Raw genomic sequence first — 11,637 nt, 5'->3', positions numbered from 1 at the left:
AGTGCGGCCGTGTGGCCACCGTAGGGAGCACGTCCGAAAACTGTCAACCGATCGGTCGGGTTTCCGTCTGTGGAGTCGCATAACTGCCCCACTGGATGATTAGCCGAATCCCTGAGTCACTTCGCTGCTAAGCTGAACCCGGCCGCGCCATGCGGTCGCTTACGAGAGGAGCCGGGGCGCAGTGCCGAGGACGCAGAGGGCAGAGGCCGCTTCGCGGCAGTCGGGCACGTCGACGAAGACCGCGGGCGCCGGAGCGCGCAAGCCGTCGCCCTCCGCCGATGCGCCTTCCACGCCGGGGGCCACGCGCCTGTCCCGCCGGCGTGATCGTCGCAAAGCCGAGATCGTCCAAACGGCGACGGAGCTCCTTGCCTCGCACGGCTACCAGGGCATGAGCCTGGAGGATGTGGCCGAGCGCACCGACATCGCCAAGGCCACGCTGTACCACTACTTCTCAAGCAAGGACGAGCTGGTCGGCGCAGCACTCGAGGCGCTCACCGAGGAAGTCCTCACGCGGCTGGAGGCCAGACGGCAGACAGTGCCCGACACGTCCGCCACCGAGCAGCTGCGCGCGCTCGTGGACGAGCAGATCCTCATCCTCACGGAGACGGCGCCGGAAGTCGCCACGGTGTTCTCATGGCCCAAGTCATGGCCCGAGCTCTTCGACGAGCCGATGAAGGACATGCGCCGACGCCACGACGCCGTGTTCCGGCGCGTCGTCGAAGAGGGCGTCCGCAACGGCGAGTTCACCTGCCCCAACATCAACGTGGCGCTCCAGTGCCTGCACGGCATCCTCAACCAGTCCTCGGTCTGGCTGCCAGGCGTGGTGGGCGCCGACCACGCGGAACTCCGACGCGATGCGGTCGACTGCGCGCTGCGCATCTTCAGCTGAGAGACGGCGAACAGCACGGCCGACAAGGGCGCGCTGCTCGCCCTACTCGGCCGCCGGCTGTGAGCGCACCGTGAGCGCCTGCTGCGCGTATCCGACAGGACCGTGGACATCGTGCAGAACCGTGCTGGTCACGCCCAGCCCGGCAGCCCCGAAGACGACCGTCGTGTCCAGGCCGGTCCAGCGCCCCTCGGGCTGCCTGTACAGGTGCACGGACATATCGATGTTCGGATACATCCACCGCATCGGCGGCTGCCGGACGGCGATGCCGTTGGCGGTGTCGACGAGTGCCATGTAGTTCGCCAGGGCGCTACTGCGCTCACCGTGAACGAGGGTGAGGGGTGTGGAGACCCAGGCTGTGGCACGGCCGGGACGCGGCTCTCCGACAGGTCTGACGTCAATGGACTCGATATAGCCTCCCGGCCACCGCTCGGACATGGCCCACCTGTCGAGCCGTTCGGGTGAGGGCAGCGCGGCGGGCGCACCGCCCTCGACCTCACTGGTGTCCTGCGGAGCCAGCAGCCAGGCACGGGCACGCACCACGGCACGCCCGGCGATGGTGACGACCGCCTCGACGAGTTCGATGGTGCGGCCCGGTCTGATCGTCTCGACAGAGATGCGGGTCTTGTCCAGAGCGATCCGTCCGAGAATGTCGAAGCTGAAACGGCTGAACAGCATGTCCGGCCGGGTCGCGGCGGAGGCGAGGTGGCGCTCCACGGCATGGACGATGAGGCCGCCGAGCGGGCTGAAGTGCTGTTCGTCCGTGCTCCATGCCCCGCTCGCGTGGGCGGTCGGCTTGTACTCTCCCTCGTCGATCCGCTCGTAGTAGCTCTGTGCGGTCCATTCGTCTTTGGTCAACGACGCTCTCTCCACTCGGTACGACACATGTAGACGTCAGTCGGCACATGTAGACGTCAGTCGGCCGCACTCCGGCCAGGCCGGGCTATTCGGTGTCAGCTACACCGACCTCAGCATAAGGGTGGTCGGCTCTCGTCCGATGTTCCTCGTCCGACGCTGGAGAGCTCTCGTCGTGAGAGACGGGTGACTGCTCGTTCCTACGGCACGACGTGTGAGGGGCTGGTGCCTGCTGCGGTCAGTGGCAGTCCCAGGTGGGCGCGTTCGGTGACCCAACGGGTCGGCCGGTAGCGAGGATCGCCGGTGCTGCGATGCAATGCCGCCTGCATGGTCAACAGCCGCGTGGCGCCGATGCGTTCACCCCAGGCCAAAGGGCCGACCGGATAGCCGAGACCGGCCGTCACAGCGAGGTCGATGTCGTGCGGGGAGGCGATGGAGCGCTCGGCGATCGAGGCCGCCACCGACACGACGGAGCACAGCAGCCGTTGGGCCACTGAGCCTGCCGTGTCCCGTACGACCGAGACCGTGCGTGCGGCGGCCGACTCACCGCCCTTGGCCAGCACGGCCCACGCATCGCGTGCCACGTGCGGGTCCGACGCGGGCGTGACGGCCAGCACACGGCGTGGAGTATTCAGGGAGAGCGGGTCGACGCCCAGGGTGCGCGCGGCGGGCAGGCCCTCGTCGGCCACCGTCGCGGCGACGGTGGTGCCCCAGGTCGGCACGAGGACCACGGCCCGCTCGGACAGTTCCGCCTCGACCGAAGCGCCCTCGCGGTGCAGCGCATCCCGCAGCGCATCGGCTTCGGGGCCTGTGCCAGGGATGTACACCGGGCGAGCCGCGTCGCCGTCGACGGACGGTTCGCCCGGGGCCGCGGACGCGTCGGCGCCGTAGGAGTAGAAGCCGCGTCCCGTCTTGCGTCCGTACAGGCCGGCTGCGACCCGGTTGGGGGTCAGGTAGGAGGGCCGGAGCCGGTCCGAGTGCCGAAAGCCCTGCCAAACGGAGTCGATCACGGTGGCGGTGATGTCCAGGCCCGTCAGATCCATCAGTTCGAAGGGGCCCATCCGCAGACCGAGCACATCGCGGGCGACGCGGTCGATGTCGGCCACGTCGGCGACGGACTCCTCCAGCAGCGCGAATGCCTCGGTGACCAGCCCGCGGCCGGCGTGGTTGATCAGGAAGCCGGGGGTGTCCGCCACGACGACTGCCGCGTGCCCGGTTTCGCGGACCAGGGCGGCGAGAGCGGTGGGAATGTCCGGGCGGGTGAGCGCTCCGGGCACCACCTCCACGATCTTCATCAGCGGCACGGGATTGAAGAAGTGCAGTCCCGCCAGCCGGGACGGATCCGACAGCCCCGCCGCGATCTGCGTCACCGACAGCGAGGACGTGTTGGTGGCGAAGACCGTCCGGTCGGGCAGTGCCTTCTCCAGTTGCCGGAAAAGGTCCGTCTTGGCCGAGAGGTTCTCCACGATGGCCTCGATGACCAGGTCCACGTCGTCACCGGGCGCCGCCGGTGAGTCGAGAAGGACGAGACGCTCGACGGCCGCGGAGGCCTCCTCCTGCGTGATCCGTTGCTTCTGGACGGACCGTTCGATCATGCTGCTGACGAAGCCGACCGCTTCCGGTACGGCCTCCCGGAGAACGTCGCAAAGCTCTACCGTGTGACCCGCGACGACCGCCCACTGGGCGATGCCACGCCCCATGACACCGGCACCCACAATCCTGATGCGCATGTGTCCACCGTGGCAGCGGACATTGATTCACGTCCAATACCGAATTAGGCTCACATTGAGATCCCGATGAGATAGATGTCCGAGCCGGGCCTGAACGGAAGTGAGGTCCCGTGGAACTGCGGCACGTCAGCGCGTTTCTCGCCGTCGCCGAGGAACTGCACTTCGGGCGGGCCGCCAAGCGGCTCCAGATGGCACAGCCACCACTGAGCCAGCAGATCCGCCAGCTCGAGAAGGAGCTGGGAGTCCAGCTCTTCGAGCGCAACACCCGCTCGGTACGACTCACCAGCGCAGGCCAGGCTCTCGTCGAACCCGCCCGGACGATCCTGGAGGACATCGACGTCGCCACCCGCATCGCGAAGGCGGCCGGACGAGGTGAGTTCGGCCGTGTGACGGTGGGCTTCGCCGGCGCATCGAGTCATGAGACCCTCCCGCTGCTGACCCGCGCCGTTGCCGCCGCCCATCCGGGGATCGAGCTCGTCCTGGAAGGTCAGACGTACGCCAACATCGCACTGGGTCGCGTCGCGGAACGTGCACTGGACCTGGGCTTCGTACGCCTGCCCGTGACACAACCGGGCGTAGCGGCCCGGGTGATCGCCGAAGAGGAGCTCGTCTGTGCCCTGCCGTCGGGTCATCCGCTGGCACGACGCAAGCGCATCCCCGTCGCGGAACTGTCCGACGAGCGCTTCGTCAGCTTCCCGGCCAACTCGGGCTCCTCACTGCGCGACGCCACCGTGCGGACCTGCGAGGACGCGGGGTTCACTCCCCGAGTCGCGCAGGAGGCCCCGGACTCGCACACGATCCTGGCGCTGGTGGCCGCCGGCGTGGGGGTGACGCTCACACTCACCTCATGCCAGCACATCCAGCAGACAGGCCTGGTGTACCGGCCCCTGACAGGTCCTCCCATCCGGCTCCAGGCCGCTCTGGCGTGGCGAAAGGACAACCCTTCGGCCGCCCTGCGCGCCGTCCTCGCGGTTGCGGAGGAGGCCCTCCCGTCACCGTCTGACCTCACGTCCGTCGGTGGTGGACGGACCCCGGATTGAGACGCTGCCGGTCCCGCTGCACCAACTCACAGCACTCCGGCCCATCATGCGATCAGGTCACGGCCGATGATGAGCTTCTGCACCTGACTGGTCCCCTCGTACAGGGTGAGCACCCGCACATCACACAGGTACTTTCCGGCCGCCCTTGCTCACCTCCCCGAGCCGTGCGGAGTCCGGAACGCGCATACCGTCATAGGTGAGTTCAGCGGTCGCCTGACCGCGCAGCCCGAGCTTGCCGTGGATCTCGGTGGCGGTGAAACCCGGTGCGTCGGTCGGAACCAGGAACGCGGTGATCCCTTCCTCGCCCCTGCGTGCGAAGGCGAGGGCGACCGAGGCGACGGTGCCGTTGGTGATGAACATCTTGGTGCCGTCGAGCACCCAGTCTCCTCCGTCACGGACGGCCCGGGCGGCGAGCGAGGCCGCGGGCCCCAGGAACCCCAGTTCGCCGAGTTTCTTGACGATGCCGGGGTCGGCTCGCTCGGCTCGGTCCCATTCCCGGGCATGCGGGACGATCTCCTGGTCGACGAACTCCGCCGCCATGTTCCTGATGTCACGCTGCGTCTCGGTCAGTCCGAGATCCCTTGAGTACATGGCAGATCAATCAGGCAGCGTCACCGTCGGCCTCGGACTCCCGAGCCATCCAGAGGCATCAGATTTCAGCTATTCCAGGATCAATGAAATCCCATGCCGTGCATGCGCAGACTCCTGACACAATTAGCAATCAAATGCCACCCTCTCTGAACTATCCTGCCAAGGTGGCGTATTGGGCTACTGCCCCTGCGTAAAAGGAGCGGACATCCATGAATCTTGGCGATGAACAGCTATCGCATGTGTCGCACCCGAACCCTGTTCCGGCGAGGGAGCGGGAGGCGCTGCTGCGCAATCCCGTCTTCGGTCGCGTCTTCACCGATCACATGGTGACGATCCGGTACTCGGAAGAATGGGGCTGGTACGACGGCAAGGTGTGCCCCCAGGGAGAGCTGCCGGTCCATCCCGGGTCGCTGGTCCTCCACTACGCCCAAGAGATCTTCGAGGGCATGAAGGCCTACCGCCTGCCCGACGGAGGTGTCACGCTCTTCCGCCCCGACGCCAACGCCCGCCGCTTTCACAACTCCGCCGTCCGACTCGCGATGCCTCCCCTGCCCGAAGAGCTGTTCGTCAAGTCGGTGCGCTCCTTGGTCCGCACCGACCAGGACTGGATTCCGCGGGCCGAGGAAGGGGCGCTCTACCTGAGGCCGTTCATGATCGCCACCGAGGCCGCCCTCGGCCTCAAGCCCTCGGCCGAGTATCTCTACGCGGTGGTCGCCTGTCCCGTCGGGTCGTACGTGCAGTCAGACGCCTCGGCGATCACGCTGTGGGCCTCCGAGACCTATTCACGGGCAGCACCCGGAGGTACCGGCGAGGCGAAGTGCGGCGGCAACTACGCCGCCAGCCTCGCCGCTCACGCGGAAGCGGTTCGTGAGGGATGCGACCAGGTGGTCTTCCTCGACGCCGTGGAGCGGCGCTGGGTCGAGGAGGTCGGCAGCATGAACGTCTTCTTCGTCTTCGACGACGGCTCCCTGCAAACCCCTCCGCTCACCGGGACCATCCTGCCGGGCATCACCCGCGACTCCCTGATCACTCTGGCCGGCGACCTGGGGCTGAAGGTGCGCGAGGAGCCGTACTCCATCGACCAGTGGCAGGCGGATGCCGAGAGCGGGCGCCTGCGAGAGGTGTTCGGCTGCGGTACGGCGGCCGTGGTCACACCGATCGGCAAAGTCCGCAGCCAGTCGCACGACTTCACGATCGGCGACGGCGAGGCAGGCCCCGTCGCACAACGCCTCAAGTCGGCGCTGACCGACCTCCAGAACGGTCGCAGGCCCGACCCGTACGGCTGGCTCGACCGGGTGCTGTGAACAGGACCGTCCGACCTTCGCTGAACATCAGGAGCCTCGAAAATGACCCACGCGACAAGGAGCCCCGTCCACCGGTCCGAGGAGGAGATCGGCTTCGTCGGGCTCGGCGTCATGGGGCAGCCCATGGCGCTCAACCTGGCCAAGGCCGGTACCAGCCTCGTGGTGTGGAACCGCACCCCCGAACGCGCCGAGCCGCTGCGGGCCCTCGGCGCGGCCGTGGCGGACAGCGTCGAGGAGGTGTTCACCCGCACCCGCACTGTGTTCGTCATGCTGGTCAACGAACAGGTCACCGACGAGGTGCTGGGGCGCGGCACACCCGCGTTCGCGAAGTTGGTGTCCGGCCATGTCGTCGTGTCGACGGGCTCGACCTCGGCCGAGTACGCACGCGGACTCGCGAGGGACATCGAAGCCGCCGGCGGACGGTTCGTTGAAGCGCCGGTGTCCGGTTCCAAGAGGCCTGCCGAGGCCGGCCAGTTGGTCGCCCTGCTCGGCGGCGACCTCGACACCGTGTCCAAGGTCCGTCCGCTGCTCGCGCCGATGTGCCGGGAGACTGTGATGTGCGGCCCGACCAGTAGCGGGCTGCTGATGAAACTGGCCGTCAACCTGTACCTGGTCACCATGCTCGCCGGCCTGGCGGAAGCGGTGCACTTCGCCGAGGTCAACGGCCTCGACCTCGAAGCCTTCAACGCGGCAGTCGAGGCCGGCCCAATGGCCTGCGACGTCACCCGAGTGAAGATCCCCATGCTCATCGAACGAGATTTCATCGCGCAGGCGGCCACGTCCGATGCCTACACCAGCACCCGGCTGATCGCCGCAGCCGCCCGCGCCGCCGGCGTGGCATCGCCGCTGCTCGACCTGAGCAACATTCTCTACGGCGAGAGCGTGGACCTCGGCAACGGCAGGCTCGACATGATGTCGGTCATCCAGGCCATCGAGGCCCGCACCAAGGCGAGCGGCTCGAACGTCACTTCCCCACCCCGCCCGGACACCGCGTCCTAACGGCGCGCGTCAGCAGACACCGAAAGAGACACCAGTATGCAACCGTTCTCCGTTGAGCAGCGCTCCCCCGGCGGTGCAACTGACACGGTCCTCCCCGAGGAGGGATACCAACGGGGGCTGAGCAGTCGTCAGATCCAGATGATGGCGCTCGGCGGGGCCATCGGCACGGGCCTCTTCTACGGCTCCAGCAGCGTGATCGCATCCATCGGACCAAGCGTGATCGCCTGTTACGCCGTCGCCGGAGTCGTCATTTACTTCATCATGCGGGCTCTGGGCGAACTCCTCACCCACCGCCCGGTGTCAGGCAGCTTCGCCGAGCATGCCCGGGAGTTCCTCGGCCCCTTCGCGGGGTTCGTCACGGGCTGGTCCTACTGGGCCTTCTGGGTCACCGCCTGCATGTCCGAGGTGACTGCCGCGGGCGCCTACATCAACTACTGGTGGCCGCAGATACCCGCCTGGTCCACCGCGGCTGCCGCGCTCGTGGTGCTGTTCACGACCAACCTCGTCTCGGTGAAGCTGTTCGGCGAGTTGGAGTTCTGGTTCGCGACCATCAAGGTCGTCGCCATCACCGCGATGATCGTGATTGGTGTGGGGGTGCTGACGTTCGGGTTCTCCTCGGCCGGAGAGGCCGCCTCGGTCAGCCATCTGTGGGCCGATGGCGGCTTCGCTCCGCACGGCGCCTGGCAGTCCATGGTGGCCATGCAGGGTGTCATCTTCGCCTACATCGGTGTCGAGCTGGTCGGTATCACCGCCGGGGAGGCAGAGAATCCCAAGGAGACCCTGCGGAAAGCCATCAAGACGCTTCCGGTCCGCATCGGGCTCTTCTACGTCGGCGCGCTCATCGTGCTGCTGTCCATCTTCAGCTGGACCTCCTACTCCCCGGGTGTCAGCCCGTTTGTTCAGGTATTCGCCAAGGTCGGCATCCCCGGCGCGGCGGGCATCATGAACTTCGTCGTCCTCACCGCCGCCCTGTCCTCGTGCAACTCCGGTATCTACTCCACCGGACGCATGCTGCGCGGTCTCGCTCTGAACGGCGAAGCACCCAAGGCGATGGGCCGGCTCAGCGAGCGACGGCTGCCGCTGCCCGCGCTGACACTGTCCACGCTCATCATGGGCATCGGCGTCATCGTGAACATGGTCTCTCCGGACAAGGCGTTCGTGTACATCACCTCGGTCGCGACCTGTGCAGGCATGTGGACCTGGCTGATGATCCTCGTCACCCACCTGCGGTTCCGCTCCCGGGTTCGGTCCGGAACCGTGCCCGCCACGGACTTCCCGATGCCCGGCGCGCCCGTCACCACCATCCTGAGCATCGGCGTGCTGGTGTTCGTCGCCGCATTGATGGCCACCTCCGACGACACCCGGCCCGCGCTGTACGTGTGGGCGATCTGGTTCTCCGCGCTCTGCGTCGCGTACCGCATCGCCCGGTCTCGCACTCGGTTGCCGGATTCCCCAGGGGCCTAGGGTCCTTCTGATGAGGATTCCCTGAAGGGCCGATCCATAAGCAGGGCTCAGGTTCGGCCCATCTGGATGATCCGTCGACGGCACTCAGCCTTGCGCCACGAAGTCCCCGAGCTTGTCCTCGACTGGTCCGGGTCGCTGGAAGCCCTGCTCGAACAGCCGGCCCACACGGGCCTGCACTTCCGGCCTCATGACCCCGGCCATGAATGTCTCGAGCTGAGGCGGGAACTCCTCGTCCGCAGGCAGGGTGAGCGGGTCAACCGCCTCCTTGAGCTCTCGAATCGCGCGGCGATCGAGCCTGGCCAACCTCGTCACGAATGCGTCGACGAATGCGTCGAACTCCTCGTCCGCGACGGCACGGTTGACGTAGCCGTATCGTTCGGCGAGCTGTCCGTCGAAGTCCTCGGCGCCGGCGATGATCTCGATCGCGCGGCCCCGCCCGACCAGGCGTGACAGTCGCGACAACGCGCCCCCGCCAGGCACGACTCCGGTTGCGAGCTCGAACTGGCCGAGAACGGCCTTATCGCTTGCGAACCGGATGTCCGTGGCGAGCGCGAACTCGCTGCCGGCGCCACGCGCGCGGCCACGGATCGCGCTGACGGTGAGAACGGGCAGCTTGCTGAGTCGAATGAAGACATCCAAGAGCGGCGGCTGGCCGGTCGGCCCGGGAGGAAGGCTGGTCATCGCCTCGCCGCTGTCGGCGAGATCCCAGTGCGCGATGAAGTAGTCGGGGTTCGCACTGTCGAACACGATCACGGCGACGTCGGGGTCCGATTGCACAGCTTCCACCAGAGCACGCAGCTCGACGACCATCTGCCCGCCCATGAGGTTGAGCGGGGGGTTGTCGAAGGTTGCACGCCAGAGCGTCGCAGTGGGTTTGGTGATCCTGATCTGAGTCATGGACGCAGCCTAAACATGCTGACTTGCAAAACGCAAGACAGCTCATCCTTTCCGGAGCCACAGGGTCCCCCGGTCTCCTCTAGCGAGTGGCGCTCGCTGGGCGCGCGGCAGGAGGCATCCGCCCGGTTGGCCGGCGGCATCCGTCGCCGGCGCCTCCCGAGCCCTCACCATGGAGGTTTCGCAAGCGTCGTACACTCGCAGGGTGATAGCCCATAGCTCGTCACCCGCCCACAGGAGCGTCGATTGATGACACGCCCCTCATCCGTAGATCCGGAGATCGACACCCCCGACGCCGGGCGCGTCGCCCCGCCGGTGTCCACGCCCGCCGAGGACGCATATTGTTCAATCGAACGGACGATCGCGATCATCGGCGACCGATGGACTCTGCTCATCCTTCGTGAAGTGCTGATTTTCGGCCTGACCCGGTTCGCCGACCTGACAGCCTCCATCGGGATCGCCCCGAACGTTCTCACGAACCGCCTGGACCGCCTCACGCAATGCGGCGTCCTGGAGCAGCGAGATTACCGAGACGCAGGCAGCCGCACCCGGCAGTCCTATCACCCCACGGAAGCCGGCCTGGAGCTGCGCGTCCTCCTCGCAGCGCTTGGCCAGTGGGGCGACGACTTCATCCCACCCGAGTCAGGGGTCAGCGCCACGCGCGAGCTGCAGCAGACCGGACAGCAGGTACGACTGGGGTTCGTCACCGACGAGACACTCCTGACGCCGACAGACGAGGTTGCGTTCGTACCCGCGGTGTAGCGGACGCACAAGTCGTCCGTCGACGGCGGCCTCCTCCCCGGCGGCGGCGATCTCGCTCCGCACCGCTACGGCGACACCGATACCCACGAGGCCGTCTACGACGTCGACGACCTCCAGGACACCTTCGGCATCGAGGTCGCCACGTCGCCACCAGCAACACCCGATCCTTCAGCGACAGCCACCACGGTCGGCCGCGCTATCACCCACCGATGGCGCGACAACCTTTGGGCAGGAATCGGATACGCCTTTCAGAGCGGCAATTCTGAGGTCATCTTGATCTTCTGCATCGGAATCTCCGTCTTGACGTTCTGCACACCCTTGATCCGGGTCAGATGGTCGAGTTGGAACTTCCTGTAGGCGTCCAGATCAGCTGCCACGACGCGGAGCAGGAAGTCGCAGTCGCCGGCCATCAGATGACATTCGACGATCTGCGGCAGCCGCTTCACCTCGTCGGTGAAGTGCTCGACGGTTTCGGCGTCCTGTCCGGTCAACCAGACCCGCGCGAAGACCGTGAGGCCCACTCCGATCTTGGAGGGGTTGAGCAGTGCGACATAGCGCTCGACCACTCCCGCCTCTTCGAGGATCTTCACGCGCCGCAGGCACGGGGAAGGCGACAGGCCCACCTTCTCGGCCAGCTCAACGTTCTGGATCCGCCCGTTCTCCTGGAGCACCCGGAGAATGCGGCGGTCGATTGCATCCAGCTCCTTCATGGATGGAGCCACCTTCCTCCCGAAGAGGCATCACGTGCCTATATTCTGCGGAAACGATAGCAGCAGATGCCAATAGATCGTGACTTTGCAGCAGACAGGACGGCGATCCCGGCGCGGCGGGCTCGCTGGGTGGAGTACGACAACGGCTACAAGGCCATGGACACCTCCTTCCGGGCTCTCTGGTACTGCTGGCACTGCGAGACGCCCCTGTCGAGTACCGAGACCAACATGGACGACGTCTACGTGAACCGTCAGGATCCGGCGCTCACCGTCGGCCTGACAATCGTCGCGGCACCGGACCAGGAGGCCCTGACGGACGCGGAACGAGAGGCGCGCCTCCAGTCGCTGTGCGCTGCAGGCATCGACTAGGGTTGCAGTAAGCGATCGCTTAGCCGTTTCGGG

11 protein-coding genes and 2 pseudogenes are annotated in these 11,637 nt (G+C 66.8%); 8 read left to right on the top strand and 5 right to left on the bottom strand.

Annotated elements, in window-relative coordinates; translation table 11 throughout:
* Positions 1-181 precede the first annotated feature (181 nt).
* Entirely contained in the window at positions 182-889 is a 708-nt protein-coding gene (locus ACIBAF_RS08720; protein WP_399462427.1) for a TetR/AcrR family transcriptional regulator, read from the top strand.
* A 42-nt stretch (positions 890-931) separates the two neighbouring features.
* Here ACIBAF_RS08720 and ACIBAF_RS08715 read toward each other — a convergent pair whose 3' ends face one another.
* Entirely contained in the window at positions 932-1,744 is an 813-nt protein-coding gene (locus ACIBAF_RS08715; RefSeq protein ID WP_399462426.1) for a thioesterase family protein, read from the bottom strand.
* A gap of 197 nt (positions 1,745-1,941) precedes the next feature.
* Positions 1,942-3,471, bottom strand: a complete 1,530-nt coding sequence (locus tag ACIBAF_RS08710) for a 3-hydroxyacyl-CoA dehydrogenase (RefSeq protein WP_399462425.1) — start codon at positions 3,469-3,471, stop codon at positions 1,942-1,944.
* A gap of 110 nt (positions 3,472-3,581) precedes the next feature.
* On the opposite strand from ACIBAF_RS08710, the gene ACIBAF_RS08705 reads away from it, so the two are divergent.
* Complete coding sequence (locus tag ACIBAF_RS08705; protein ID WP_399462424.1) at positions 3,582-4,511, top strand: LysR substrate-binding domain-containing protein; 930 nt, start codon at positions 3,582-3,584, stop codon at positions 4,509-4,511.
* Positions 4,512-4,652: 141 nt separating this feature from the next.
* Here the strand turns inward: ACIBAF_RS08705 and ACIBAF_RS08700 are convergent.
* Positions 4,653-5,102, bottom strand: a pseudogene (locus ACIBAF_RS08700) (acyl-CoA dehydrogenase family protein); the annotation flags it as partial.
* Positions 5,103-5,311: 209 nt separating this feature from the next.
* Here ACIBAF_RS08700 and ACIBAF_RS08695 point away from each other — a divergent pair.
* Genes ACIBAF_RS08695 through ACIBAF_RS08685 form a run of 3 tightly spaced genes read left to right on the top strand, consistent with a single transcriptional unit; the run spans position 5,312 to position 8,869 of the window.
* A complete protein-coding gene (locus tag ACIBAF_RS08695; protein ID WP_399462423.1) occupies positions 5,312-6,406 on the top strand; it encodes a branched-chain amino acid aminotransferase in 1,095 nt (364 codons plus the stop codon).
* A gap of 42 nt (positions 6,407-6,448) precedes the next feature.
* Positions 6,449-7,405, top strand: a complete 957-nt coding sequence (locus ACIBAF_RS08690) for an NAD(P)-dependent oxidoreductase (protein ID WP_399462422.1) — start codon at positions 6,449-6,451, stop codon at positions 7,403-7,405.
* 36 nt (positions 7,406-7,441) lie between these two features.
* Positions 7,442-8,869: an amino acid permease gene (locus ACIBAF_RS08685; RefSeq protein ID WP_399462421.1), complete on the top strand. Its 1,428-nt coding sequence runs from the start codon at positions 7,442-7,444 to the stop codon at positions 8,867-8,869.
* Positions 8,870-8,953: 84 nt separating this feature from the next.
* Here the strand turns inward: ACIBAF_RS08685 and ACIBAF_RS08680 are convergent, their stop codons facing one another.
* Positions 8,954-9,766 carry an enoyl-CoA hydratase/isomerase family protein gene (locus ACIBAF_RS08680; protein ID WP_399462420.1) on the bottom strand — a complete coding sequence of 271 codons (813 nt, stop codon included), beginning with the start codon at positions 9,764-9,766 and terminating at the stop codon, positions 8,954-8,956.
* Positions 9,767-10,012: 246 nt separating this feature from the next.
* Here ACIBAF_RS08680 and ACIBAF_RS08675 point away from each other — a divergent pair, with 246 nt between their 5' ends.
* Positions 10,013-10,525 (top strand): winged helix-turn-helix transcriptional regulator, encoded by a 513-nt coding sequence (locus ACIBAF_RS08675; protein ID WP_399462419.1) that lies wholly within the window; start codon positions 10,013-10,015, stop codon positions 10,523-10,525.
* Positions 10,526-10,546: 21 nt separating this feature from the next.
* Positions 10,547-10,666 (top strand): annotated as a pseudogene (locus ACIBAF_RS08670) (gamma-glutamyl-gamma-aminobutyrate hydrolase family protein); the annotation flags it as partial.
* Positions 10,667-10,773: 107 nt separating this feature from the next.
* Here the strand turns inward: ACIBAF_RS08670 and ACIBAF_RS08665 are convergent.
* Positions 10,774-11,235, bottom strand: a complete 462-nt coding sequence (locus tag ACIBAF_RS08665; RefSeq protein ID WP_399462418.1) for an Lrp/AsnC family transcriptional regulator — start codon at positions 11,233-11,235, stop codon at positions 10,774-10,776.
* 66 nt (positions 11,236-11,301) lie between these two features.
* Between ACIBAF_RS08665 and ACIBAF_RS08660 the strand changes: the two genes are divergently transcribed.
* Positions 11,302-11,604, top strand: coding sequence for a hypothetical protein (locus ACIBAF_RS08660; RefSeq protein WP_399462417.1), 303 nt, complete (start codon positions 11,302-11,304; stop codon positions 11,602-11,604).
* Positions 11,605-11,637: the final 33 nt, after the last annotated feature.

The organism is Streptomyces sp. NPDC051677 (genome assembly GCF_044453465.1).
In the GTDB taxonomy this organism is placed as follows: Bacteria; Actinomycetota; Actinomycetes; order Streptomycetales; family Streptomycetaceae; genus Streptomyces.
This window is presented reverse-complemented; position numbering and strand designations above follow the sequence as displayed.

Bases quoted from the DNA above. Each gene is read 5' to 3' on its own strand.
- ACIBAF_RS08710 (WP_399462425.1), bottom strand. From the start codon at position 3,471: ATGCGCATCAGGATTGTGGGTGCCGGTGTCATGGGGCGTGGCATCGCC.
- ACIBAF_RS08695 (WP_399462423.1), top strand. From the start codon at position 5,312: ATGAATCTTGGCGATGAACAGCTATCGCATGTGTCGCACCCGAACCCT.
- ACIBAF_RS08690 (WP_399462422.1), top strand. From the start codon at position 6,449: ATGACCCACGCGACAAGGAGCCCCGTCCACCGGTCCGAGGAGGAGATC.
- ACIBAF_RS08685 (WP_399462421.1), top strand. From the start codon at position 7,442: ATGCAACCGTTCTCCGTTGAGCAGCGCTCCCCCGGCGGTGCAACTGAC.
- ACIBAF_RS08680 (WP_399462420.1), bottom strand. From the start codon at position 9,766: ATGACTCAGATCAGGATCACCAAACCCACTGCGACGCTCTGGCGTGCA.
- ACIBAF_RS08675 (WP_399462419.1), top strand. From the start codon at position 10,013: ATGACACGCCCCTCATCCGTAGATCCGGAGATCGACACCCCCGACGCC.
- ACIBAF_RS08665 (WP_399462418.1), bottom strand. From the start codon at position 11,235: ATGAAGGAGCTGGATGCAATCGACCGCCGCATTCTCCGGGTGCTCCAG.
- ACIBAF_RS08660 (WP_399462417.1), top strand. From the start codon at position 11,302: ATGCCAATAGATCGTGACTTTGCAGCAGACAGGACGGCGATCCCGGCG.